22 protein-coding genes are annotated in these 25,740 nt (G+C 60.1%); 9 read left to right on the top strand and 13 right to left on the bottom strand.

The window, feature by feature from the left end:
- Position 1 precedes the first annotated feature (1 nt).
- Positions 2 to 550: a flavin reductase family protein gene (locus tag ACE3PR_RS11705; RefSeq protein WP_374371937.1), complete on the bottom strand. Its 549-nt coding sequence runs from the start codon at positions 548 to 550 to the stop codon at positions 2 to 4.
- A 112-nt stretch (positions 551 to 662) separates the two neighbouring features.
- On the bottom strand, positions 663 to 2,105 hold the full coding sequence (locus ACE3PR_RS11700; protein WP_374371935.1) for an MFS transporter: 1,443 nt from the start codon (positions 2,103 to 2,105) through the stop codon (positions 663 to 665).
- Between the two features lie 69 nt (positions 2,106 to 2,174).
- Between ACE3PR_RS11700 and ACE3PR_RS11695 the strand changes: the two genes are divergently transcribed.
- On the top strand, positions 2,175 to 2,828 hold the full coding sequence (locus tag ACE3PR_RS11695) for a helix-turn-helix transcriptional regulator (protein WP_374371933.1): 654 nt from the start codon (positions 2,175 to 2,177) through the stop codon (positions 2,826 to 2,828).
- Between the two features lie 34 nt (positions 2,829 to 2,862).
- On the opposite strand, the gene ACE3PR_RS11690 is transcribed toward ACE3PR_RS11695, so the two are convergent.
- The 4 genes from ACE3PR_RS11690 to ACE3PR_RS11675 form a co-directional block, all read right to left on the bottom strand.
- Positions 2,863 to 4,236: an aspartate aminotransferase family protein gene (locus ACE3PR_RS11690; protein ID WP_374371931.1), complete on the bottom strand. Its 1,374-nt coding sequence runs from the start codon at positions 4,234 to 4,236 to the stop codon at positions 2,863 to 2,865.
- A gap of 183 nt (positions 4,237 to 4,419) precedes the next feature.
- Complete coding sequence (locus tag ACE3PR_RS11685; RefSeq protein WP_374371929.1) at positions 4,420 to 5,769, bottom strand: glutamine synthetase family protein; 1,350 nt, start codon at positions 5,767 to 5,769, stop codon at positions 4,420 to 4,422.
- A gap of 240 nt (positions 5,770 to 6,009) precedes the next feature.
- Positions 6,010 to 7,128, bottom strand: coding sequence for an alanine dehydrogenase (ald, locus tag ACE3PR_RS11680; protein WP_374371927.1), 1,119 nt, complete (start codon positions 7,126 to 7,128; stop codon positions 6,010 to 6,012).
- Between the two features lie 67 nt (positions 7,129 to 7,195).
- Positions 7,196 to 8,554 carry an aspartate aminotransferase family protein gene (locus ACE3PR_RS11675; protein ID WP_374371924.1) on the bottom strand — a complete coding sequence of 453 codons (1,359 nt, stop codon included), beginning with the start codon at positions 8,552 to 8,554 and terminating at the stop codon, positions 7,196 to 7,198.
- Positions 8,555 to 8,732: 178 nt separating this feature from the next.
- Here ACE3PR_RS11675 and ACE3PR_RS11670 point away from each other — a divergent pair, with 178 nt between their 5' ends.
- From ACE3PR_RS11670 to xsc, 7 genes are all read left to right on the top strand, one after another.
- On the top strand, positions 8,733 to 9,296 hold the full coding sequence (locus tag ACE3PR_RS11670; RefSeq protein ID WP_374371922.1) for a cupin domain-containing protein: 564 nt from the start codon (positions 8,733 to 8,735) through the stop codon (positions 9,294 to 9,296).
- A gap of 486 nt (positions 9,297 to 9,782) precedes the next feature.
- Positions 9,783 to 10,898 (top strand): extracellular solute-binding protein, encoded by a 1,116-nt coding sequence (locus ACE3PR_RS11665; protein WP_374371920.1) that lies wholly within the window; start codon positions 9,783 to 9,785, stop codon positions 10,896 to 10,898.
- Between the two features lie 144 nt (positions 10,899 to 11,042).
- Positions 11,043 to 12,128, top strand: coding sequence for an ABC transporter ATP-binding protein (locus tag ACE3PR_RS11660; protein WP_374371918.1), 1,086 nt, complete (start codon positions 11,043 to 11,045; stop codon positions 12,126 to 12,128).
- Positions 12,121 to 13,125, top strand: coding sequence for an ABC transporter permease (locus ACE3PR_RS11655; RefSeq protein WP_374371916.1), 1,005 nt, complete (start codon positions 12,121 to 12,123; stop codon positions 13,123 to 13,125). The genes ACE3PR_RS11660 and ACE3PR_RS11655 overlap by 8 nt, the downstream gene beginning before the upstream one ends.
- Entirely contained in the window at positions 13,122 to 14,000 is an 879-nt protein-coding gene (locus tag ACE3PR_RS11650) for an ABC transporter permease (protein ID WP_374371914.1), read from the top strand. Before ACE3PR_RS11655 ends, ACE3PR_RS11650 begins: the two co-directional genes overlap by 4 nt.
- 57 nt (positions 14,001 to 14,057) lie before the next feature.
- The gene (locus ACE3PR_RS11645; protein WP_374371912.1) at positions 14,058 to 15,533 is read left to right on the top strand and encodes a PLP-dependent aminotransferase family protein; all 1,476 of its coding nucleotides are present in this window, start codon (positions 14,058 to 14,060) and stop codon (positions 15,531 to 15,533) included.
- Positions 15,534 to 15,675: 142 nt separating this feature from the next.
- Positions 15,676 to 17,451: a sulfoacetaldehyde acetyltransferase gene (gene xsc / locus ACE3PR_RS11640; protein ID WP_374371910.1), complete on the top strand. Its 1,776-nt coding sequence runs from the start codon at positions 15,676 to 15,678 to the stop codon at positions 17,449 to 17,451.
- 53 nt (positions 17,452 to 17,504) lie between these two features.
- On the opposite strand, the gene ACE3PR_RS11635 is transcribed toward xsc, so the two are convergent.
- The 4 genes from ACE3PR_RS11635 to ACE3PR_RS11620 form a co-directional block, all read right to left on the bottom strand.
- Entirely contained in the window at positions 17,505 to 18,281 is a 777-nt protein-coding gene (locus ACE3PR_RS11635) for a sulfite exporter TauE/SafE family protein (RefSeq protein WP_374371908.1), read from the bottom strand.
- A gap of 63 nt (positions 18,282 to 18,344) precedes the next feature.
- A complete protein-coding gene (locus tag ACE3PR_RS11630) occupies positions 18,345 to 19,691 on the bottom strand; it encodes a S8 family serine peptidase (RefSeq protein ID WP_374371906.1) in 1,347 nt (448 codons plus the stop codon).
- Between the two features lie 5 nt (positions 19,692 to 19,696).
- Positions 19,697 to 20,392: a hypothetical protein gene (locus tag ACE3PR_RS11625; protein WP_374371904.1), complete on the bottom strand. Its 696-nt coding sequence runs from the start codon at positions 20,390 to 20,392 to the stop codon at positions 19,697 to 19,699.
- Entirely contained in the window at positions 20,389 to 21,003 is a 615-nt protein-coding gene (locus ACE3PR_RS11620) for a sigma-70 family RNA polymerase sigma factor (protein ID WP_374371902.1), read from the bottom strand. Before ACE3PR_RS11620 ends, ACE3PR_RS11625 begins: the two co-directional genes overlap by 4 nt.
- Positions 21,004 to 21,249: 246 nt before the next feature.
- Here ACE3PR_RS11620 and corA point away from each other — a divergent pair, with 246 nt between their 5' ends.
- Positions 21,250 to 22,221 (top strand): magnesium/cobalt transporter CorA, encoded by a 972-nt coding sequence (gene corA, locus ACE3PR_RS11615; protein WP_374371900.1) that lies wholly within the window; start codon positions 21,250 to 21,252, stop codon positions 22,219 to 22,221.
- On the opposite strand, the gene ACE3PR_RS11610 is transcribed toward corA, so the two are convergent.
- The 3 genes from ACE3PR_RS11610 to ACE3PR_RS11600 form a co-directional block, all read right to left on the bottom strand.
- Positions 22,218 to 22,553, bottom strand: a complete 336-nt coding sequence (locus ACE3PR_RS11610) for a DUF1491 family protein (RefSeq protein ID WP_374371898.1) — start codon at positions 22,551 to 22,553, stop codon at positions 22,218 to 22,220. The genes corA and ACE3PR_RS11610 overlap by 4 nt on opposite strands.
- A complete protein-coding gene (locus tag ACE3PR_RS11605; RefSeq protein ID WP_374371896.1) occupies positions 22,550 to 24,238 on the bottom strand; it encodes a thiamine pyrophosphate-binding protein in 1,689 nt (562 codons plus the stop codon). The genes ACE3PR_RS11610 and ACE3PR_RS11605 overlap by 4 nt, the downstream gene beginning before the upstream one ends.
- Before the next feature lie 76 nt (positions 24,239 to 24,314).
- Positions 24,315 to 25,727, bottom strand: coding sequence for an amidase (locus ACE3PR_RS11600; RefSeq protein WP_374371894.1), 1,413 nt, complete (start codon positions 25,725 to 25,727; stop codon positions 24,315 to 24,317).
- Between the last annotated feature and the right edge of the window lie 13 nt (positions 25,728 to 25,740).

Below are 25,740 nucleotides of genomic sequence, written 5' to 3'. Positions count from 1 at the left end.
GTCACTCGATCAGCGGGCCTGGGGCCCCATAGGTGCGGTCGCAATAGACCAGCGGCTTCACATCGCGATGGAGTGCACCGACGACACGACCGATGAAGATCGTGTGGGAGCCGGCCTCGACGATTTCATGAATGACGCAATCGAGATTGGCGACCGCATCGACGAGGACCGGGGACCCTGTTCCCAGCGTGGTCCAGCCGGCCGCACTGAAGTCGAACGGAACACCATTGGCCGGCCGACCGGCAAAGGTGTCGGCAAGGTGGCTCTGTTCCACGGAGAGGGCATTGATGCAAAAAACGCCATTGTCCCGGATGGTGGTGACGCAGGGGCTGCGGCGATTGACGCAGGCCAGGATCAGTGGCGGCTCGGCGGAAACCGACGACATGGCGCTGACCGTAACGCCGACTTTGCCGGCGAGGCCGTCCGAGGTCACGACATTGACCGCCGTCGCCTGCACGCGCATGGCGCCCACGAAGGCTTCGGCACTGACACTGGCCGCTTCCTTTCCGGGATGGGGTTTTTTGGCGCTACCGGCCAAAACGTCGGTCATTAAATATGTTCCTTCCATGGCGATTCCCTCATGAAATCATCATGCGAGACAGATTGCCCGGGCGAAAGGTATTTAGAAAGTCGAATTAATAAAACATCGGGATCGACAAAAACTATTCCGCCGGCGCCACTCGAGCTGCTCGGCTCGCCCGCAGAAACCCAGCGGCCATAAGCGTGGCGGCGAGGGCGATCAGGGCCCCGACGCCGAAAACCAGGAGCGCGCCCCGGGCGACGATTGCGCCATCCAGAGGTCCGGCGAAGCCGGCGGCATTGCCGGCAATTCCCGCAAGGGCCGCGCCGATCGCAGCCCCCAGGCATTCCAGGGTTGGAATGGCGGTCGCCGTGGCATCTTCTTCGCCGGCCGGTGCCGCCGCCATCAGGCGCTGGTTGATGAAGGAATGGGAGATCCCGAACCCGATGCCGACCAAGGCAAGGCCGATCGCCACATAGATGAGGGACTGCCCCGACATGGTGACGGCCTGGATCGCCAACCCGACGGCAAGCAGCGCTGGTCCGGCGAGGATAAATCGGCTGTGCCATTGGGGTCCGGATTGTGCGACGGCCAGCGCCGAGAGCGACCAGGTCAGCGCATGGATGGCGCCGAAATACCCCGCCCAAGTCGGGGAAAGGCCGCGGTCAAGCTGCAGAATATAGGGTGTGTAGACGAAGACACCGGCCTCGCCCATTGGCATCAGGACCAGAATCCACAGGCCGCGCGATACGCGATGCGTCAAACTGGGGAAGACGGTCGTGATCAAGTGGTTGACTGAACGGCGGTCGATTTTGAAAGCGATGGCTACGGCGGCAATGCCGCAAACGACCGCCACGATACCCAGGATAACGCTGCCGAAGCGGTCCGCCGCAGCGATACCGACAACGCCCAGCGCCAGCAGCAAAACGCGCAGCAAGGGTGGCTTGCCGGTAAACGTGCGCTCCGGCTTCTCGCGCAGAATGGCCCAGGCGAGCGCCATCATCGGCAGGGGCAGCAGAGCCGAGCCGAGGAAAGCTGCGCGCCAGGAGAATGCTTCCGTCAGCACCCCGCCGATAAGTGGGCCAAGGAACACCGCGCCGCCCCAGGTCGCCGCCAATGTGCCAAAGACCCTTGGTACCAGGCGATTGTCGAACAGCTCGCGCGTCAGAACATAAGAGAGTGCAATGAGAACGCCTTCGCCCAGACCCTGGATGGCCCGGCCAAGAAGGATGAGGGCGATGCCGGGTGCCGCAGCTTGGACGAAACCGCCCACCACCACAATGATTCCGGCGCCCAGCATCGCATCGCGGGCGCCGAAGCGGCCTTTCAGCATCGCCGTGACGGCACCGCCGAGGATCGTAGTCACCAGATAGAGGCTGCCGGTCCAACTGAGATATTCGGCGCCACCGACATCGCCGATTGCCGTCGGCATGGCGGTCGAGGCCAGATACCAGATGACAGCATGAAGACCGACACCCAGATTGACCAAGGCGAGCGGCGCGATATTGGCGCGCTGAAGCAGGCGAGGAGCGGAATCGTTGCTGACGCTGGCGACCGCATCCGAAGGCGTATCGGTGGCTGACATGGGACGAGACTAGGTAGCGATATAAAAAAAGTAAATGCTTTCTAAAATTGTTTCCGCCATAATTCGCAGATGACAGATTTCGGCCCGACCCGCGTTCTGGAAGTGCTCAAATCCGATGGCCCGCTGACGGCGGCGCGGATCGGCCAGCATTTGGGCATGACGGCGGTGGGTGCCCGGCAGCATCTCAACCGCCTCTGTGCCGCTGGCCTGGTCACCTTCGAGGATCACCGACAAGGGGTCGGACGGCCGCAGCGCCTGTGGTCCTTGAGCGAGCAGGGACAGGCTCATTTTGACGACCGTCACCGTGATCTTGCCAGCGAATTGCTGAATGCGATCGTCGTGGCGCAAGGCGATGCCGGCCTCACCGCCATTCTGGCGGCACGCGAGGCGCAGCAATTGAAGCGTTACCGCGAGACGTTGGGCGGGGCACGCTCCATTGCCGAGCGCGTCAAGCGCCTCACGGATCTCCGGCGCATCGACGGCTACATGGCCGAATGCCGGAATGATGCCGACGGTGCCTGGCTGATGATCGAAAACCATTGCCCGATCGCCCAGGCCGCCAAAGCCTGTTCCGGCCTCTGCGGTACCGAATTGCGACTCTTCCAGCAGGTGATGGGCGACGACGTTTCCGTCACGCGCACGCAGCACATGCTGGGGGGCGACCGGTGCTGCGCCTATCGCATCGCCGAGGCGGTGAAGTCCAAACGAAAAGGGACGGCATAAAGCCGTCCCTCAACGCATCCATTTTCGCTCTCGATTACTTCACGCCGACATCCTTGGCGGTCGCATCCAGCGCAACCTTGGCGAGCTTCATGAATTCGTCGATATGCGCGTTGGTCCACATCAGCGGGGGCGACATCAGCATGGTATCGCGCGTCGCCCGCATGATCAGCCCGTTTTTGACGCAATGATCGCGGCAGATTGTGCCGGTCTGGCCGATCGGCTCGAAAGTCTTGCGTGCCTTCTTGTCCTTGACCAGCTCGATGGCGCCGACGAAGCCCAGCGATCGTACTTCACCCACAAGCGGATGGTCGCGGAACTCTTCCAGCCGCTTGGCGAGATAGGGGCCGGTTTCGCTATGCACGCGCTCGACCAGCTTCTCCTCGCGGATGATGCGGATGTTCTCGATCGCGACGGCGCAGGAAACCGGATGGCCGGAATAGGTGAAGCCGTGGTTGAAATCGCCGCAGGAATTCAGCACTTCGGCGACGCGGTCGGCGACCATGATCGCCGAAAGCGGCATGTAGCCGGAGGTGAGGCCCTTGGCCAAGGTCATGAAATCGGCTTCGATGTTGAAATATTCCGAGGCGAACATGTAGCCGGTGCGGCCGAAACCACAGATGACTTCGTCCGCGATCAGCAGCAGATCGTATTTCTTGCAGATCTTCTGGATCTCCGGCCAATAGGTCGCTGGCGGAATAATGACACCGCCGGCACCCTGGATCGGTTCGCCGATGAAGGCAGCCACGTTTTCGGCGCCGAGTTCCAGGATCTTGTCCTCAAGGGCCTTCGCCGCGACCTTGCCGAATTCGTCGGGGCTCATGTCGCCGCCATCGCCATACCAATAGGGCTGGCGGATATGGGCATGTCCCGGCAAGGGCAGATCCGCCAGCGCATGCATGTAATTCATGCCGCCCAGCGAGGCTGCGACCATGGTCGAGCCGTGATAGCCGTTCCAGCGGCTGATGATGGTCTTCTTGGTCGGCTGCTTCTTGAGGTTCCAATAGGTCCGCACCATGCGCACGATGGTGTCGTTGGCATCCGACCCGGAGAGACCATAGAAGACGTGATTGAACTGCTTCGGCGTCATGTCGACCAGCAGCTTGGTGAGCTCGGCCACAGGCGGATGCGTGGTCTTGAAGAAGGTGTTGTAATAGGGCAGTTCCAGCAGCTGGTCATAGCCGACCTGGGCCATGGATTTGCGGCCGTAACCGATATTGACGCACCACAGGCCGGCGAAAGCGTCGAGCATCTTGTTGCCGTCTGAATCGAACAGATAGGTGCCTTCGGCCTTGGCGATGACGCGCGAGCCGATTTTGGCAAGCTCGGCATTGTCGGTGAAGGGATGCAGATGCTGCCGGTCGAGGGCCTGCAATTCGGCGGTGCTGTTGCGTTTGATAGCTGCGGTCATAACTTGAATCCTTGTGCTGAGAGTCTGAGATCGTTGCGAAAGCCGATGCTCAGCTTCGTCAGGGATTGAAATTGACGCGCGCGGTCAGAATCAATATCTCCATCCGGCGCGATCGCTGGCTTTCCGCCGCCTCGGGTGAGGCGGCGGTGTCAGCCGGCAGGTTGGAAGGCCGCCGCATCGTCATCAGACGTTGAGCAGCAGATGCTCGCGTTCCCACGAGCTGATCACGTTCTGGTAGGCCTCGAGTTCGGCCATCTTCACGATCCAGAGCGCCTTGATGAACTTCTCGCCCAAAAGCGGCCGGATCGGTTTGCAGCCCATGAAGCGGTGCAGCGCCTCATGCGCTGTCTTTGGCAGCGTGTGTGCCATGCGATAGGCACTGCCCTCGATCTGGTTCGTGGGCTTTAAACGTTCCGTCATGCCGAGATAGCCTGCCACCAGCGAAGCCGCCATGGCGAGATAAGGATTGGCATCGGCACCGGCCAGGCGATTCTCGATGCGGCGGCCGGGACCACTGGAGACCGGCACGCGCAGGCCGCAGGAGCGGTTGTCGACCCCCCATTGCACGTTGATCGGTGCGTCGAATTGCGGGCGCAGACGGCGATAGGAATTGACGTTCGGCGCCAGCATCGGAATGACGTAAGGCAGATAACGCTGCAAGCCCGCGACATGGGCGCGGAAGAGGGCGGTATCGCGACCCTTCGAATCCGCGAACAGGTTCTTGCCGCTCCGCTTTTCCACCACCGATTGGTGGATGTGCATCGAACTGCCGGGCTGGTTGGCGAGCGGCTTCGACATGAAGGTCGCATAGACCCCGTGCTTCATTGCCGCGTGGCGCACGGTGCGCTTGAACAAGAACGCCTGGTCGGCGAGTTCCAGGGGATTGCCGTGATTGAAGTTGATCTCCATCTGCGCCGATCCGGATTCATGGACCAGTGTATCGACGTCGATCTCCGAGCGTTCGCAGTAATCGTAGACGTCTTCGAAGATATGATCGAAGTCATTGACCGCATCGATGCCATAGGCCTGGCTGCCGGTTTCGGCACGGCCTGACTTGCCAATGGGCGGCAGCAGAGGCAGATCCGGATCGGTATTCACCTGAACCAGATAGAATTCCAGCTCCGGTGCCACGACCGGTTTCCAGCCCTTGTCGTCATAAAGTTCGAGCACACGCTTCAGCACATAGCGCGCGGCATGCTCGACCGGCTTGTCCTCGAAATCGAAGCAATCGTGAATCACCTGCGCCGTCGGGTCGGCATACCAGGGCACGATGCGGATGGTGTTGGGATCCGGACGCAGATAGACGTCCGGATCCTGGTAGGATCCGACATCGTCTTCGTCCATATCCGGGTATTCGCCGGTGACGGTCTGCAGGAAGACGCTGCTCGGCAGCCGCAGGCCGTCATCGCGCACGGCCTTCACATACTTCGTCGCCGGCAGGATCTTGCCGCGAGGAATGCCGTTCATGTCAGGGATGAGGCATTCAACCTCATCGACCTTTCGTTCCGTGATCCAATCGTCCAAATACTTCATGATGAAGAACCATATATGTCAAATGTGATGGTCGGATATGACCTTGGTCGCCAACCACAAAAGGTCGGCAATGCCCGCAAAAGCTAGCCGAAAGCCGGCATTTTGTCCAAGCGGGGCCGCTATGCGCGGCAAGCACGGCAAAAGCGTCTCATCATACGAATTAACGAATGCAATCGGCGCACAAAGAAAAACGGCGGGACCGTATGGCCCCGCCGTCTCGCAATCCTATCTCGGCGTGACTTAGAGGCCGAGCGCTTCCGCAGCGGGGACGTACTTCTTCTTGAGGTCATCCGCGACCGCTTTATAGGTGATCTTGCCCTCATGAACGTTGAGGCCGTTCATGAGATGCGGATCGTCGGCCAATGCCTTTTTGGCGCCTTTGTCGGCCAGAGCCAGGGCAAAGGGCAGGGTGGCGTTGTTGAGGGCGAAGGTGGAGGTGCGGCTGAGGCCGCCCGGCATGTTGGCAACGCAATAATGGATGATGCCGTCCACCACATAAACCGGATCGGCATGCGTGGTCGCCTTCGAGGTTTCGAAGCAGCCGCCTTGATCGATCGCGATATCGACCAGCACCGAGCCGGGGCGCATTTGCTTGATCATCTTGCGGGTGACCAGCTTCGGCGCGGCAGCACCCGGCACCAGCACGGCACCGATGACGAGATCGGCACCGATCACATGCTCTTCGATCGCATCCAGGGTCGAGTAGCAGGTATAAACCTTGCTGCCGAACATCTCGTCGATCTGGCGCAGGCGATCGACCGACCGGTCGATCACGGTGACATTGGCTTCCATGCCCATCGCCATGCGCACCGCATTGGTGCCGGAGACACCACCGCCGATAACGACGACCTTCGCCGGAGCTACCCCGGGGACGCCGCCCAGCAGAATGCCGGCACCGCCCTGGGCCTTCTCGAGATAATGCGCGCCGACCTGGACCGACATGCGGCCGGCAACTTCCGACATCGGCGCCAGCAAGGGCAGGCCGCCGCGCGGGGATGTGATGGTTTCATAGGCGATGGCGGTACAGCCCGATTTGATCAGACCCTCGGTCTGTACGGGATCCGGTGCCAGATGCAGGTAGGTGTAAAGGATCTGGCCCTTGCGGAGCATCTTGGTCTCCTTGGGCTGCGGTTCCTTCACCTTGATGACCATTTCGGCCTTGGCAAAGACATCTTCGGCGCTCTTGGCGATGACGGCGCCGGCGGCCTTGTAGGCACGGTCATCCAGGCCGATACCTTCGCCGGCACCGGTCTGCACCATCACCTTGTGGCCATGATGAACGAGTTCGCGCACGCTGGCCGGTACCAGGCCGACGCGGTACTCGTGGTTTTTGATTTCCTTAGGAACGCCGATAAGCATAGCTCTTCTCCAATGATCAACGAACCGGCGGGCTGTCCTGGCGCCCGCCGGTTCGCATTTGCGGCAGTTAATCGATCGACTTCAGAACGTCGGCAAGAATCGAGACGGCCTGGTCGATGTGGCTTTTTTCAACGATGAACGGTGGCGACATGGCGATGATGTCTCCGGTGACACGGATCAGCATGCCCTTTTCATAGGCCTTGAGGAACGCGTCCATGGCGCGGGCACCCGGCTTGCCGGGACGGGATTCGAGTTCCACCGCACCGATGAGACCGATATTGCGCAGATCGATCACATGGCGCGTGCCCTTCAGGCTATGGATCGCGTTTTCCCAATAGGGGGTGAGTTCTTTCACGCGATCGAACAGACCTTCATTCTTATAGACATCGAGCACGGCAAGGCCGGCGGCACAGGCAACCGGGTGGGCGGAATAGGTGTAACCGTGGAAGAGCTCAATCGCGTTCTCGGCCGAGGTCGACATGAAGGTGTCGTAGATGTCCTTCGAGACGATGACGCCGCCCATCGGGATGGCGCCGTTTGTCAGGCCCTTGGCGCAGGTGATCATGTCCGGCGTGACGCCGAAATAGTCGGCGCCGAAATTGGTGCCGAGGCGGCCAAATCCGGTGATGACTTCGTCGAAAATGAGAACGATGCCATGCTTGGTGCAGATCTCGCGCAGCTTTTCGAGATAGCCCTTGGGCGGAATGAGGACGCCGGTGGAGCCAGCGACCGGCTCGACGATGACGGCAGCGATCGAGCTGGCATCATGCAATGCCACGATACGCTCGAGATCGTCAGCGAGATGTGCACCCCAGCCCGGCTGGCCCTTGCTGTAGGCCATTTCCTTTGGGTTGTAGGTATGCGGCAGATGATCGACGCCGCCCAGAGCGGTGCCGAACCACTTGCGGTTATTGACCATGCCGCCCACGGAAATGCCGCCGAAGCCGACACCGTGATAGCCACGCTCGCGGCCGATCAGGCGCGTGCGTGTGCCCTGGCCCTTGGCGCGCTGGTAGGCGAGCGCGATCTTGAGGGCCGTATCAACCGATTCAGAACCGGAATTGGTGAAAAAGACGTGATCGAGACCAGTCGGCGCCAAGGCTGCGACGCGCGAGGCGAGTTCGAAGGCTGCCGGATGCGCCATCTGGAAGGGCGGCGAATAATCCATCTCTTCGATCTGTCGCGCGACGGCTTCCGAGATTTCCTTGCGGCCGTGGCCGGCATTGACGCACCACAAGCCGGCGGTCGCATCGAGGACCTGCTTGCCCTCGATATTGGTGAAATGCATGCCCTGCGCCTTCACGAAGAGGCGCGGGTTCGCCTTGAAATGCCGGTTCGACGTGAACGGCATGAAAAAGGCCTCGAGATTGTTCGGAGTCGGCTTGAACTGAGTCGCCTCGAAGGATTTGGCGGCGATGCTGGACATGGGAAAACCCTCAAGCGTGGTTGGATGCCGCGACATTATCACGCTTAAGAAAATAAACAAGCGGCAGACAATGCAATTAGATTGGTACAAAGATACCGGGCAAAACGGTTGATATTCAACATAAAGTGATTAATATACTGATCACTGACAGTGAGGTGTTAAGCAGAAAGCGATGCCGATGAGCGAGACTTCCGAGGGATTTGATCTAGGCGCCCGGCTGAAAGCCCTGCGGGATTCTCACGGCATGTCGCAACGCGAATTGGCCAAGCGCGCCGGCGTCTCGAATGCCATCATTTCGATGATCGAGCAGAATCGGTCTTCGCCCTCGGTCGGCATGCTCAAAAAGCTGCTGGACGGTTTTCCCATGAGCTTGGCTGAATTCTTTGCCGATGATCTGAAGCCGCGGCCGCAGATTTTCTTCGCCAATTCCGAACTGGTCGAACTGGCCGGTGGGCCGGTTTCTTATCGCCAAGTCGGCAAGGACATGACCGGCAAGGCGATCCAGTTGATGCATGAACGGTATCAGCCGGGTGCGGATACCGGCGCCCAGATGCTCAGCCATGAGGCTGAGGAAGGGGGGGTGATCATCCGCGGCCGGCTGGAAGTGACGGTCGGCGATCAGATCCGAGTGCTCGGATCGGGTGATGCCTATTACTTCGACAGCCGCATCCCGCATCGCTTTCGCAATGTCGGCAGCGACGAATGCGAAGTCGTGACCGCCAATTCTCCGCCCAGTTTCTGATTCTCTCTGGCGCAGCCTGGCCCCATCTTCCCAATCTGACTGGCTGACGCGCTTGGCGTCTCAAGGCGGGTGTCACATTTGCGTCATGGGACTGGCGCATGATTAGACGCCATCTGCCCGTTATGCGGGCGCAACTATGCGAAGCTCCGGATTGCATTGGAAAATTCCATCAAGTAAATCAAGGGTAATGCATCGGTAGAATGCCGTGGCTCGACGAAAATGTTGTGTTCGATGAAAGATAATTTCGTAATAGTTTATTCCCTGGTCACGCCTATGGACTTCGGAGACAAGAAACATTTGCTTTCCGAAATCGAAATGCAGAAATAGAATCAACCATGTCAAATTAAGGGCAATAGCCCCATAGAGGGTCATGCCAACAGGGAACTAACGTCGCGGTCGGCATACCGCCCACCGCTATAAGGGAGAGTCTCAATCATGACTAAGAAGGCTTTGACATCTGCAGAACAGACGATGCGAGCTGCGGGCTTGAATCGTCGTTTGCTGCTGAAATCGGCGGCTGCCGTTGGCGCCGTGGGCCTCGCGGCTCCGATGTTTTCCAAGAATGCGTTCTCGTCGTCGGGCGAGTTGAATCTGCTGATGTGGTCGGATGAATTTCCGGATCCGGTGATCCCGAATTTCGAAGCAAAGACCGGCATCAAGGTCAACCAGACCCCGTTCTCGCAAAACGAAGAGCAAATCAACAAGCTGCAGGCGACGGGCGGCGAAGGTTTCGATCTTTGCCAACCGACTCGCAACCGCGCACCGCAATATCAGGATCTGCAGGTGTTGGCGCCGTTCGATACCAACAAGCTGACGAACACCGGTGCCCTTATTCCGTCGATGCTGGAAAGTGCGACCAGCCTGTGGACCTGGGAAGATGGCCTCTATTACGTGCCGCATTGCTGGGGCACCGAGGCGCTCTCCTACCGGACCGATCTCTATAAGGGTGACGTGGCCAATCTCAGCTTCGGCTCGCTGTGGGATGAGGACGTGAAAGGCCATACCCAGGGGCGTGGCCATTCCTTCCTGCTCGGTATTGGCTTGTGGTGGGATGGTTCCGGCAAGATGCCGACCAACCGCATGCTCGACGGTTACAAGGACGAAGAAAACTTCAAGAAGGTCTGGGATCCGATCCTCGCCTTTGCGATCGAGAACAAATCCTTCGTGAAGCAGTTCTGGGATTCAGCCGATAACACCAAATCCGGTCTGATGGAGAACGACGTGTGGATCGGCCAGACCTGGGATGGTCCGGCGCTTTCGCTCAAGAAGGAAGGCAAGCCGGTCAACTACACCGCGCCGAAGGAAGGCGCGATTGCCTGGCTCGACGGCCTTTCCATGCTGAAGGCCGCGAAGAACACCGACCAGATCTACGAGTTCATCAATTATCTGATGACCCCGGAAGTCTCTGGCCAGGTTGCCGAAGGCTCGGGCTACAACCCGGTGGTCACCGGCGCCGACGGGTTCACGTCGGACGTCTACAAGAAGAACTTCCAGGAAGCCTTCCCGGGCGACGCGCTCAGCAAGGTCTGGCATTGGCCGGCCGAACCGGGCTGGTACGCGGAAATCCGCAGCCAGTACGTGCAGCAGTTCCAGGCTGCCTAAGCCCAATCGGGTTGGATATGGTCAGCCCCGGTTCGCCGGGGCTGACTCATTTCGGCCGGGTTCAATCCTGCTTGATCTCATTTGATCCTGGGATGAAACTCGGCCCAACTGCAAAAGAACAAAAAACAGAGACAGGGCAGGCATATGAGTGCGGGCGTCGAGCTTGACCGTGTAACGGTCCGCTTCGGTGAATTTACGGCTGTCGATAATGCGACACTCGACATCAAGGGCGGGGAATTCTTTTCCTTTCTTGGTCCCTCCGGTTGCGGCAAGACCACGATCTTGCGAACCGTTTCGGGCTTCCTGGAGCCTTCCGAAGGGAATGTGAGGATCGGCGGACAGGACATGTCCGGCATCGGCCCCAACAAGCGGCCGACGGCGTTGATTTTCCAGAATCTGGCCCTCTTTCCGCTGATGAGCGTGGCAGAGAACATCACCTACGGCTTGCGGGTCCGTGGCATCGACAAGTCGGCGCGCAAGAAGAAGGCCGACGAGTTATTGGAACTCATCGCGTTGCCTGGGCAGGGCGACAAATTGGTGAGCGAGCTTTCCGGCGGTCAGAAACAGCGCGTCGCGATCGCCCGAGCATTGGCCGTGCAGCCAAAAGTGCTCCTGCTTGATGAACCGCTTTCGGCGCTCGATCTCAAGCTTCGCCAGCATATGCGTGCGGAATTGCGCAGCATCCAGCAGAAGGTCGGCATTACCTTCATCTACATCACTCATGACCAGGGCGAGGCGCTGACCATGTCGGATCGCATCGCCGTCATGAGCGATGGAATCATTCAACAAGTTGGCGACGGCAAGGCGGTCTATGACGAGCCGGCAACGGCTTTCGTTGCATCCTTCGTCGGCGAGAACAATCCTTTCGTCGGTAAGGTGACGCGGGCCGATAGCGGCTATGCGCTGCTGGACACAGAAGTCGGGCAGTTGCGAGGCCGGAACCCAAAAGGACTTAAGGTTGGCGATAGCGCCATTTTGTTTGTGCGGCCGGAATCGGCACGATTGGGCCAGGGGGCGGCGGATACCACCTTCACGTCGACGGTGAACAACGTCGCTTTCGAAGGCAACATGACTCACGTCTATCTTGAGGGTGTTGGCAAGAAAGACATCGCCGTGTCGGTAGGCCGCGGCGCGAACGTATCCATTCCCTCACCGCATGAAACGGCGCAGGTGAGTTACGACGCCGATCTTGGCTTGGTTCTGCCGGAAGGGATGCTTGCCCGTGAGTAGCCGCGCATTCGTCTTCCTTATCCCGGTCGTCGTCATAGCCATCTTCTGGCTGATGGCGCGGCGCGAGGCAAAGCGGCGACCGGATCCGACCCGCAAGGGTTTCCTGGAGCGCAATGGTCTCGTACTCGGGATCGTTTTCGTGGCGCTGGTTGCGTTCTGGACCTTGTTCCTGGTTGCTTTGCCTTATCTCTACATGGTGGTCGAGAGTTTCCATCCGGCTCTGCCGCCGATGAAGCGTGGCGGTCCCGAAGACGTCCTGACGATTGCCCAGTACGGCTCCTTCTTTATCAACCCGATCGCCGACAAGGTGAACTGGTTGCATATGGGGGCGCTGCTCTTTTCGATCATCGCCTCGATTGCCGTCACAGCGCTCAATTTTGCCATCTGCTATCCGCTGGCCTATTACATGGCGCAAGCGGGAACGCCGCAGAAGGTCCGCTTGTTGATGCTGGGCCTGATCGTGCCTTATTGGGTCAACGAAATTCTGCGCGCCTTTTCGCTGCGCCTCCTGCTGGCCTCCAAGGGCCTGATCAACCAGGCGCTGATGGGGTTGGGCATTACCGACATGCCGATCGATTTTCTCGGCAACAATACCGGCCTCTATGTCGGCCTCTCCTATGCCTACCTGCTGGTCATGATGTTTCCGCTTTATAACGCGATCGAAAGTCTGGACAAGAACCAGATCGAGGCAGCGCGGGATCTTGGTGCGCCCTGGTGGCGTATCCATTTCGACGTCGTTATCCCCTATGCCAAACCCGGTATCGCCTCCGGCTGCACGATGGTGTTCATGCTGTCGGTGGGGTCGCTGGCGGCGCCGCAATTCCTGGGCGGACCGCGCACGCTCTGGTTCACGGCAATCATCTATGATTTCTTCTTCCAGAGCTTCAACTGGCCACGCGGTGCGGCCTATGCCTTCATCATGCTGGTGGTCTGCATCGCACTGGTCATGGGTATGCTGCGGCTCTTCAAGGTGTCCCTTGGGGAGGCCATAAAATGAGTTCGAGAATGATCATGCGGGGGATGATCGGCTTCTACATCCTCCTCTTCTTCGGGTATCTGTTCGGGCCATTGGCCGTGATGGGTGTAACCGCGTTCAATACGCCGAATTACCCGCAGGCCTATCCATTCGAAGCCTTCACGCTCGATTGGTTCGTGAAGCTTTGGAATCACCGCAACATGATGGACGGGTTGAAGAACTCGATCATCATCGGCCTCGGTGTCGTGGCGATCTCGGTGCCGGTCGGCCTAGCCGCGTCGATCATCATGAGCCAGATCTATCATCGTGCCCGCAGCCTCTATTACCTGATCACCATATCGCCGTTGCTCACGCCGGGTGTCATCATCGGTATTTCAACCGTGATCTTCTGGCGCGATGCCATGAGCGTCACCGAAGTGACACGGGGGCTATTCTACAAGGGCATCATCCTGACGATCCTCGGCCAGGCCAGTTTCGTCTCGGCCTATTGCCTGTTGATTTTCATGGCGCGCCTGACCCGTTTCGACCGGTCGCAAGAGGAGGCCGCCCTTGATCTCGGCGCTTCCTATCCGCAGGTTTTCTGGCACATCCTGTTGCCGTTCCTCAAGCCCGCGGTGGTGTCGGCGATCGTGATCGGGTTCCTGACTTCGTTCGAAAACTACAACACGACGACTTTCGCCATCCTGGCCGACAAGACACTGGTCACGGTTCTCGCTGGTGAGGTGCGTCAGGGCACGACACCAGCACTTTCGGCTTTGGCGGTCATCATCATCGGTGTCTCGATCATCGGTGCGATCTGCTACGAGATCGTCAAACGGCGAGAGCAATATCGTGCCGAAAATGCCCAGCGCCAGGCCATTCTTGCAGAGCGCAACGAGGCAACGGCCGTAGCCTAGAACTGACAACGGCGTCGAGAAGGGACCTCCGGATTGGGCCACGACAGCAAGTCCATATTGTTCCATCTGGAACCGGACCGGACGACGACGCTGCAGGCGCAATTGCGGCGCATGCTGGTATCGGCCATTCTGGACGGGCAGATACCACCGGGCAGCCCTTTGCCTTCCTGCCGGGCGCTGGCGCAATCGCTTAAGATCGCGCGCAATACGGTGGTGCTGGCCTATCAGGACTTGACCGAGGAAGGCTTTCTGATCGCGCGCGAACGTAGCGGTTTCTTCGTCAATCCGGACGTCGTCACCGCACGACCGAAAGACGGGGGGGCTGGTCAGGCGACAGCTGAACCGGATCTGGCAGAGCCGGATTGGGTGACGCGGTTCAAAAGCCGGCCCACGCAGCAGCGCAACATTGTCAAACCGACGAATTGGCAGGATTACCCTTATCCCTTCATCTACGGCCAGATCGATCAGAGTCTGTTTCCGCTGGCGGCCTGGCGGGAATGTTCGCGCCAGGCGCTCAGCGTCAATGCGGTCAAGGAATGGGCCAAGGATCGTTTCGCTGATGACGATCCCCTGTTGATCGAGCAGATCCGGACGCGGTTATTGCCCCGGCGCGGTGTGCGCGTATCGGCCGATGAAATACTAGTGACGGTCGGCGCGCAGCAGGCGATCTATCTGCTCTCAACCCTGTTGTTCGACAACAAGACGACTTTCGGTATCGAGGATCCCGGTTATACCGACGCGCGCAACATCGCCGCTTTGAGTGCCGGACATCTCAGTGCACTCCCGGTCGACGATCATGGCCTGATCCTGGGGCCTGAGCTCAATGCCTGCGACTATGTCTACGTGACGCCCAGCCATCAATTTCCGACCACGGTGACGATGTCGCTGGAGCGGCGGCAGGCCTTGCTGGAGCGCGCGGTCGAGCGCGATTTCGTGTTGATCGAGGATGATTACGAAAGCGAACTCACCCATCAGGGCAGTCCGCAACCGGCGCTTAAATCACTCGACCGGCATGGGCGGGTGATCTTCGTTTCCAGCCTGTCGAAGACCTTGGCACCGGGCCTGCGCATGGGCTTCCTGGTGGCCCCCCGTCCGCTGATTGCGGAACTCCGTGCGCTGCGTCGCCTGATGATCCGGCATCCCGCTGCCAACAACCAGCGGACCATCGCGCTTTTCCTGGCCGACGGGCATCACGATACACTGCTGCGGCGCCTGTGCAGTGTCTATCGAGAGAGGCTGGCGGCGGCGGTGACGGCATTGGCCCGGCACTTGCCCGAATTTGCCGTCAATCTCACCGCTGGCGGGACGGCCCTCTGGATCCGCGGGCCGAGCGATCTCGATATGACAGCCATCGCCAAAGTGGCGGAGAAGCGAGGTGTTGTGATCGAGCCGGGCGCGGTCCATTTCCTTAACCAGCCAGGCCCCGCCAATTTCTGCCGCCTCGGCGTTTCCTCCATCCCTACCGAGCGGATCGAGCCAGGCATCCGATTGCTGGCCGAGGCGGTGCGCGAGCACCGCAAGCATTCCGCCTGATTGCCGACGGAATGCTGGCCCAAAGCGGTCTTGGCGGCTGGACCTATGAAGGAGCCAGTTGCCTCCCTATCGTGATGGAATAGTCTGCGCCCAGGGCCGGAGATAAAGCCGGACAGCGCCCAACAGAAGTGGAACTGCCAAGATGAAAATGACGACGGAAGAGGCCTTCGTAAAGGTCATGCAGATGCACGGCATCGAGCATGTCTTTGGCATCATCGGCTCGGCCTTCATGCCGATTTCGGATCTCTTCCCGAAGGCGGGAATGACCTTCTGGGACGTGGCGCATGAATGCAACGGCGGCTACATCGCTGACGGCTATACCCGCGCCAGCGGCAAGATGGCGATGTGCATCGCCCAGAACGGTCCCGGCATCACCAATTTCGTGACCTGCGTCAAGACGGCCTATTGGAACCATACGCCGATGCTGCTGGTGACCCCGCAGGCTGCCAACAAGACCATCGGGCAGGGCGGTTTCCAGGAAGTCGAACAGATGGCGCTGTTCAAGGATATGGTCTGCTATCAGGAGGAAGTGCGGGACGCCAGCCGCATGGCCGAGGTCCTCAACCGCGTCATCGCCAAGGCGAAGCGCAATTCGGCGCCTGCCCAGATCAACGTGCCGCGCGATCTCTTCTGCCAGATCGTCGATATCGAGTTGCCGCAGATCGTCGAGTTCGAGCGCCCGGCTGGTGGTGCCGAGGCGATCGCCAAGGCGGCCAAAGTCCTGTCTGAAGCAAAGTTCCCCGTTATCCTCTCTGGTGCCGGTGTGGTCATCGGTGGCGCCATTCCGGAATGCCAGGCGCTGGCCGAACGGCTCGATGCGCCTGTCTGCTCGTCCTACCAGCACAATGACAGCTTCCCGGGATCGCATCCGCTTCATGCCGGTCCCCTGGGCTATAACGGCTCCAAAGCGGGGATGGAGCTTATCTCGAAAGCGGACGTAGTGCTGGCTCTCGGCACGCGTCTCAATCCGTTCTCGACGCTGCCGGGCTATGGCATCGATTACTGGCCGAAGAACGCGACCATCATCCAGGTCGACATCAATCCCGATCGTATCGGCCTTACCAAGAAGGTCACTGTCGGCATTGTCGGGGATGCCAAGCAGGTGGCGCAGCAGATCCTGACGCAATTGTCGCCGGAGGCCGGCAATCATGGCCGGGCCGAGCGCAAGGCCCTCATTCACCAGACCAAATCTGCCTGGCTGCAAACTTTGTCCAGCATGGATCACGAAGATGATGATCCCGGAACAAGCTGGAACAAGGACGCCCGCACCCGCGATGCCGACCGTATGTCGCCGCGCATGGCTTGGCGCGCGATCCAGGCCGGCTTGCCGAAGGATGCCATCATCTCGTCCGACATCGGCAACAATTGCGCCATCGGCAATGCCTATCCAACCTTCGAGAAGGGCCGCAAATATCTGGCGCCCGGTCTGTTCGGGCCTTGCGGTTATGGCTTTCCGTCGATCGTCGGCGCCAAGATCGGCTGTCCGGATGTGCCAGTTGTCGGCTTTGCGGGAGACGGTGCCTTCGGCATCAGCATGAACGAAATGACATCCGTGGGCCGCAAGGAATGGCCGGGTGTCACCATGGTCATCTTCCGCAATTACCAGTGGGGTGCGGAAAAGCGCAACACGACGCTCTGGTACGATAATAATTTCGTCGGCACCGAGCTTGACCCGGAATTGAGCTATGCCCGCATTGCCGAGGCGTGCGGCCTCAAGGGTGTGCAGGCGCGAACCCAGGCCGAGCTGACGGCAGCGTTGCAGGAATCCTGCAAGGCACAAGCCAAGGGCGTCACCACCTTCATTGAAGTGATCCTCAATCAGGAGCTGGGGGAGCCCTTCCGCCGCGATGCCATGAAGAAACCGGTCGTGGTGGCCGGCATCGACAAGAAGGACATGCGCCCGCAGAAAGGCGCCTAACCGGCCGGGATATAGATAAGTGAAGGGCGGGTCTTCGGAGCCGCCCTTTTTCTTTATGCCTGCGAGAGGTCGAAGAGGGCCTTGCCCAAGGTCAGCACGGCTAGAGCCATGAGGAGGACAAGGACCGCGCGCCGAAACGTCGCCTGGTTCATCCGATGGAAGCCATGGGCGCCGGCCCAGACGCCGACCAGCAAGGCCGGTAGCCAGACGATGAACTGCGCGAAGCTTTGCGAGGTTACGAGGCCCTCATAGCTCAGCATGCCGAGGCCGAGGATATCGGTCGACAGGAAGAAGGCGATGACCGAGGCCCTGCTGACAGCGGCCACCGCGGGCGTCGAGAAATAGAACAGGACCACCGGCGGTCCTCCGATGCCGAAGGCGCCATTCAACACGCCCGAGGCAGCGCCGGTCGCCGTCGTGGCAGCGGCACCTGGTGTCGATTGCAGGCGGAATCCGCGCAGCATCAGCAAGGCCGTAGCCAGCACGAAGAGCGACATCGCAAGCTGCATCGGCGGTTCCGGAAAGCGTGCCAGGGCGTAGACGCCGAACGGTAGGGCAACGATATATCCCAGCAGCAGCCAGCGGATCGAACGCCAGTCGATCTCGCGCCAGATACTGGGGATGAGATTGATCGAGGCCGCGACCTCGAGCAGAAAGATCGAGGGCACGATCTCCCGGGGTGGCAGGATCAGGGAAATCGCGGTGATGCTCAGCAGCGAAAAGCCGAAGCCCGAAAAACCGCGGACGATCGCCGCCAGGAAAATGGCGGCGCTGGATAGGGCAAGGATCTGCCAGTTGTCAGTCGCGTAGGTGATGAGCGAGTCGAGCATGCAACGTTCAATCTAGCCGAGGGTAGCGATGCTTCCTAGGCCAGTGCGGAGCTAAATTCCGGTTCAGGGCAGAGCTTCCAGAGCCGAGGCGGCATCAATCCGTCCGGCGCCGAATTGGGGGTCCCGCTGCGGCGGCCCCAGGTCGACCGACGAAACCTCCATGGTCTGGCGCAATTTGACGACGTTGAGATCGCTCCGGGCTGACAGCAACAGAGCGGCAAGGCCGCTGGCATATCCGGTCGCCATCGACGTGCCACTGAAGAAATCGTAAGTACCACCCGGCCGCGCGCCCAGAATATCGACGCCGGGTGCTGCAACCGAAATGTAGTCGCCACGATTGGCCTGGTCATAGATCCGGTCCTGCATATCGGTCGCCGTGACGGCAATGACGCCATCCTGGGCGGCGGGATAGGCGGCGGGGCTTTTGGGGCCGCCATTTCCGGCGGCAGCCACCACATTGGCGCGGCTCATCAAGGCCGCATTCACCAGCTGCGCCACCAGACGATCCTGTGGTCCGGTCAAGCTCAAGTTGATGACGCGGGCCTGCTGCCGGATAGCCGTTTCAATGGCGAGCGACAGCAGGAAGGATGTGCTCTCCGCGCCGCCAGTCTTCTTGTCGACTTCGCGAAAGGCCCGAATGGCAATTAGATGCGCCTTTGGCGCTATTCCGAAGAGGGGGCCCTGGCCAACCAGAATACTCGCGAGCACGGTTCCGTGAGTTTCCGGATCCAGCTGGCTATCCTCCTCGACCACATCAATCCCTTCGATGGATGCGCCCGCCAGCGCTTCGTGGCCGAGATCGACGCCACTATCGATCAGGGCTATACGAATGCCCGCGCCGCCGCTTGTCTTTGACATAGCGATGTCGGCCCGCATCTGGTGCAAGGCATATTGTTGGCTGTTCTGCGCTGAAGCACCATCTTCGCTGGTTCGGTAGACATAGTTCGGCTGCACCCAAAGCGGGCGCTGGTCGGTGGCCGCTTCCTCGAATACCTGATCGGGCTCTGCGCCATCTCCCAGGCGCATCAGATAGACCCGTAGGCCCAGGCCTTGCATGGTGAAGTCGCGGGCAACTTCCAGATCGAGATCCTGGGCGAAGGCTTGCGCTAAGCCGGGTGTCGATGACGGAGGAAAGATGACGCATATTTCGTTGGGAATTGCAGGGGCGCCATCACTCTGAGGGCCTGGCCGGTCAAATCCTTTCCCCGGCTCGCCGAAAAGATCCGGCACTGAGGGGCTGGGGCCGAGATCGCCCGGGCGGCCACCTGGAACCGTGGGTGTTGATGAGCCGCCGCCGGATGGGTTTGACGGAGCCAATGGACCGCTCGTCGACTGGGCAAAGGCCTCCGGTGCGAATGCCAGCGCCATGAGGATGGTGCCGACAGCATAGAGAAGCGTGGCCCGTGCCATGACTTCTAGCGCCGCTGCGCGGTCGCAACCAGATCAGGACGGGATTGGAGCCGGGTGATGGCTTCGTCGGCGCTCTGCGCGGCTTGCAGGCGCAAGACGAATGTGAAACCCGGTTTGGGTCCGTCCACCACGACGGCATTCAACTCGTTCAGGATCTGCGTCAATTGGGCCGTGGTGACTTCCGGGCGGAAAGCGACCAGGAGTTCCGGCCCCAGAGCCTCTGCTATGGGAGCTGTCTCGCTGCTCGCCGTTGCATAGGTGGGCGAGCCATCGGGTTGCGGCAGGAATGGCAAGATTCCAGCCTGATAGAGAAGGGTGCCTTGAACCACGACGACAACACAGGCCGCGGCCAAGGCAAATTGCAGCACCGGCCGCGAGAGCCATGACCCTAACCAGCGTCCGAGCGTACCTGGCTCGTCGCTGGTCACGAGCTTGCGTTGCTTGGTGGTTTCGATCTGCTGCAACAAACGTGTGAGATTGCCCGCTGACGGCCCGCCCACCTCTTGCGTTCCATCGACGATGGCCTGACGCTGCAACCGGACCGAATCCAGTTGAGTGCGCAATTCTGCGGATTCCTTCAGCAGATTGTCGATGGCTTCGGTTTCTGCGCGGCTGGTCCGCCCGGTCAGATACCAGGGCAGGATCTCTTCCGCCTCGTCCAGGCTGATCGGGCGCTTGTCATGTTGTTGCTGCGCGCTCATGCGATCGCTCCCTTTACCCCCGACGCTTCCAGCATGCTTTTCAGCTTCTGCCGGGCGTAAAACATGCGGGTCTTTACGGTGTTCTCCGGCAAATCCAGAACCTCGGCGATTTCATGCACCGAGAATTCTTGAAAATAGGCCAGTTGCAGGATCTCGCGATGATCGAGCGACAGCCGTTCCATTAATCCCTGCAGCAATCGGGACATGTCCTGGTCCGCGGCGAGGGCATCGGGCATCGGTGAACCGTCTTCGATGTTCGCCGCCACCTCGTCGTCCAGGGCCACTTCGCGCTTCTTGCGAAGCCGGCTGACGGCTTTGTGATGGCCGATCGAAAACAGCCAGGTCGTAACCGATGACTTGCCCTCGAAACGGCCCGCCTGGCGCCAGATCTCCAGCATCGTCTCGCTCAGCACTTCTTCGGCCAGTTCGCGCTCGCGCACCAGTTTGACCAGAAACGCGAACAAGGCCCGGTTATGGCGCTGATAGAACTCGGTAAACGCCGTTTTGTCGCCCCGTGCAATGCCGCTCAGCAGCTTGCCGTCCGGGGTATTCCCGGCCGCGTCCACTCTCATGCTGCGTCTGCCATCGTTATCAATCCGTCGCCCGATCACACTGTCTGGTTCAAAGGAACTGCACGATAATCCGCAAGACCGTCCAGATTCCGGCGGTGCGGCCTGATCCGGGCGCCGCAGGGTAAACTGGTCCTATATCTCTTGTATATGGCGGCCTGCAGGGGTTGCCAGCGGCTGGTGCATCTTGCCATGGGGACAGGGGTGGGATAAGCGAGGCAGAGGCCGGTTGTCCAGTCCCTATCCACATGTACAATTGGCGAACATCTGAGAACAGGGACCTCCCGCATGGGAAAAGTGGTCGATTGTGCGGTTTATGAGGCTGGGCGCCGGGTCAGCAGCCTGGACATCAACGATGCCAGCCAGATGAAGACCAGCCCCGGCAGGGTTATCTGGATCGGCCTTTACGAGCCGACCCAGGACGAACTGGCGCGCCTGCAATCCTATTTCGGCCTGCACGATCTCGCCATCGAGGATGCCTATCGGGCGCATCAGCGGCCCAAGCTCGAACTCTATGGCGAGACGCTCTTCGTTGTCATGAAGACGGCGTTGCTGGAAGGCGATCAGGTCGCCATGGGCGAGACCAGTTTCTTCATCGGGCGGGGTTATGTGATCACCGTGCGGCACGGTCCATCGCAGAGCTATGCCGATGTGCGGGCACGCTGCGAGAACACGCCGGAGAGCTTCAAGAAGGGCGAGGACTTCATCCTCTATGCGCTGATGGACGTCATCGTCGACCGCTATTTTCCGATCGTCGATTCACTTGAAGATTCGATTGAGAAACTCGAAGAAAGAGTTCTCGGAGGATCTGGCACCCTGGAAGTGCTGGAAGAGATCGCGACATTGCGGCACGACCTACTCGCCATGCGCCATGCTGTGGCGCCCCTGCCGGAGATCTGCCAGCGCCTGATGCGTTACGACATGCCAATGATCGATCGCAACACGCACCCCTATTTCCGGGACGTGTTCGATCATTCCACGATTTTGCTGGATCGTATCGAGACGCTGCGCGAAATGCTCAAGGCCGTGGTGGATTCGAAGATGTTGATGAGTGCCATGAAGCAGAACATGGTCATGCGCCAATTGGCGGCCTGGGCCGCGATGTTGGCTGTGCCGACGGCGGTTGCCGGCATTTACGGCATGAACTTTGCCCATATGCCCGAATTGGGATGGCGTTACGGCTATTTTGGCGTTCTGGGATTTATCGCCGTCATTTGCGCGTTGCTGTTCTGGCGCTTCAAGAAATCAGGGTGGCTCTAGAGCAGTTTCCCAGGGAACGGGTTGACACCCGCCCGATCCTCGATTTCGACGACCCACAGATCGGGGTCACGCTGCACCTGACGCTGGATGTAGGAATCAGCATCCGCTTCGCTCAGGGTTGCACCGCCTTGCACCTGCAGCCAGGCGATCTCGCCCTCGGGGTCGCGTGTCTGGGTCAGCAGCTTGCAACCCGGCCCCAGCAAGTTGAGCTTCACGATGACCGCGCCACCCCAGGCATCGCCCTTATGCACAACGATCGCGGTGAGGCCCCGGGCAAAGCATTGCCGCATATGAGCCTGAACGAACAGCTCGGTCGAAAGTCGATCGGTCACGAGCGTTGGGCTTTGAGAGCCGCCTCGCGCAGATCGGTCAGTGACGCTTTCGGCGTGATGGCTTCCGGATCCAACCGCAACTCCAGCAGCGCCGGCCGGCCGGCAGCTAGCGCACGCTCGAAAGCCGGCGCGAATTCTTCGGTCTTCTCGACCAATTCGGCATGAGCACCATAGGCTTTGCCGAGAGCGACGAAGTCGGGATTATGCAATTCGGTCCCGCTGACACGGCCGGGATAGGTCTTCTCCTGATGCATCCGGATGGTACCGTACATGCCGTTATTGATCACCAGGAAGACCACATTGGCACCGTATTGCACAGCCGTGGCCAATTCCTGCCCGTTCATCATGAAACAGCCATCGCCATTGAACGAGACGACCACGCGATCCGGCGCCGCGAGCTTGGCCGCCACCGCCGCCGGCACGCCATAGCCCATCGACCCGTTGGTCGGTCCCAATTGCGTGCGGAAACGCCGGTACTGATAGAAGCGATGGCTCCAGGTTGCATAATTTCCGGCGCCATTGGTGAGTATGGCATCTGCGGGCAGGCGTTGCCTGAGCCATGCCATGATGTCGCCCATCTGCAGTGGGCCGGGAATAGGTGCATGCTGGATGTTCGCGAGATAATCGGCGCGGGCCGCCGCTGTCCACGCATCCCATGCCTGATGCTCAATCTTGCCGAGCTTGCGCAGAGCCTGCGCGAAGGCCGCCATGCCGCTGTTGATCGGCAGCGTTGCCTGATAGACGCGGCCGAGTTCTTCAGCGCTGGCATGCACATGGACGAGATTCTGTGCCGGAACCGGAATATCGATGAGTGTATAGCCGGACGTCGTCATCTCGCCGAGACGGGCGCCGATGGCAATCAGCAGATCGCTTTCCTTGACGCGCTGTGCAAGCTTCGGGTTGATGCCGATGCCGACGTCACCGACATAATTGTCGCTGGTATTGTCGAAGAGGTCCTGGCAGCGAAAGGCACAGCCGACGGGTAGATTGGCTGCCTCCGCAAAAGCTTTGAAATCCGCGACTGCGCCGGAATTCCAGCCACCGCCACCCAGGATGACCAGCGGGCGTTTCGCCTTGGCCAGCATATCGCGGAACGCCGCCATGTCGCTGTCGCCGGGATGCGGCCGGCTCACCTTGTAATGGCCGGCATCGCCCACCTCGGCCATATCCGTCAGCATGTCTTCCGGCAGAGCCAGAACCACCGGCCCCGGACGACCGTTCATGGCACGGTGGAAAGCCTGACTCACCAATTCTGGAATGCGCCGCGCATCGTCGATCTCGGCGACCCATTTCACCATCGGTCCGAACATGCGCCGGAAATCAATCTCCTGGAACGCTTCGCGCTCAACCTGGTCGCGGGCGACCTGGCCGATAAAGAGGATCATCGGTGTCGAATCCTGGAAGGCGGTATGAACGCCGATCGAGGCATTGGTGGCACCGGGGCCACGGGTAACGAAACAGATACCTGGCTTCCCGGTGAGCTTGCCATAGGCCTCGGCCATATAAGCGGCCCCACCTTCTTGACGGCACACGATCAGGCGAATCTTGTCTTGGGAATCATGCAACGCATCGAGGGCGGCCAGATAGCTTTCGCCAGGCACGCAGAAGGCCAGTTCCACGCCGTTCTGGATCAAGGCATCGATCAGGATTCGCCCGCCATTGCGCGGCGTCACATTCTTAGTCATTTGGGTACCTGGAAAGCAGTCAACTTCGTTGGTCTAGGGCCTAGCGCCTTTCGGCATTCCTTGGCAAGAGCTGCGGTCAAATCGGGGGGCGCAGCGGGGCCCATGGCTGGAGCTTCTCGATCGCCGCACCCAGGCCCAGAACGCCCCGATCGTCATGCCGCTGGCCGATAATTTGCAGGCCGATGGGAAGCCCGTCCGCGGTAAAGCCGGCCGGAACCGAAAGAGCCGGGCAGGGGCTCACGAAGTTCCATACCGAAGTAAAGTCGAGAGCCCGGTAGCGGCCATCCGGACCTACCTGCCAGTAATCATGATCCGCCCGGCCGATGGTGGCGGCGGGTTGGCACATCGTCCCGGTGATGACCGCATCGCAGCGACTGAGAATGGCATGCAATTGGCCCCACATACGCGTGCGTTCGATCTCGATCCGTTTGAATTCCACCGCGTTCATGGCGAGCCCGGCATCCATCAAGGCGACGACATTCGGGTCCATCTTCGCACGGTAGTCTTTGAGAACATGGCCGAAGAAGGTGGCGAGGTAGACGCCCCAATGTTTGACCCAGAGCTCGTCTTCGACCTTGCCCCAGCCGAGGGAGACTTCTTCGATGATGGCACCGGCATCGCCGAGCTTCTTCGCCATGGAGCGGATCGCAGCTTCCACTTCAGTATCCCAGACCCGAACATCGCTGTCGATCAGCAAGGCCAGCTTCCGTCCCTTGAGGTTGGTTGCGAGCGGCGCCAGAAAGTCGAGCGCCGGGGAAAGAGACTGGATGTCGCGGTCGTCGGGACCTTGCGTCACCTGCATGAAGAGGCAGGCATCGCCGATCGTGCGGGCGAGCGGGCCGAAATGGGAAAGCTGGTCGAACTGGCTGGGCAGAATCGTGAAAGGGATGCGGCCAAAGCTGGGCTTCAATCCAACGATACCGCAGAAGCTTGCGGGGATCCGCACCGAGCCGCCCATATCGGATCCCTCCGCCAAGGGTACGCAGCCGCTGGCGACGGCGGCGCCGGATCCGCCCGATGAACCGCCGGGCGTGCGATCCGTCTTCCAGGGATTGCGGGTGATGCCCCAGAGGGGACTTTCGGTAAAGCTTGAATACGCGAATTCTGGCGTCGTCGTCTTGCCGATCAGAATGCCGCCGGCCGCTGCCAGTGCCTCGGCGATGGGTGCATCTTCGTCCGGTACCCAATGCTCGTAGGCGAAGGAGCCGAGTGTCGTGCGTTTACCTTTGGTCGGCGTCAGATCCTTCAAGGCATAGGGAACACCATGCAAAGGGCCGCGGAACTTGCCAGCCCTCGCTTCCTCCGCCAATTGCTTCGCCAGGGCCAAAGCCTCGTCCGGATAGACGAAGCAGAAGCAGTTTAGCTTGGGGTTGATTTCGGCGATCCGAGCAAGGGCATTCTCGACCAAGGTCACCGGCGACAACGTGCCGGACCGGATGCGTTTGGCAAGCTCAGTCGCCGGCGTGAAGCAAAGATCAAGATCGGTCACGGCTGTGCATCTC

Origin of the sequence: Dongia sp., assembly GCF_041909655.1 — a bacterium.
GTDB lineage: Bacteria > Pseudomonadota > Alphaproteobacteria > Dongiales > Dongiaceae > Dongia.
This window is presented reverse-complemented; position numbering and strand designations above follow the sequence as displayed.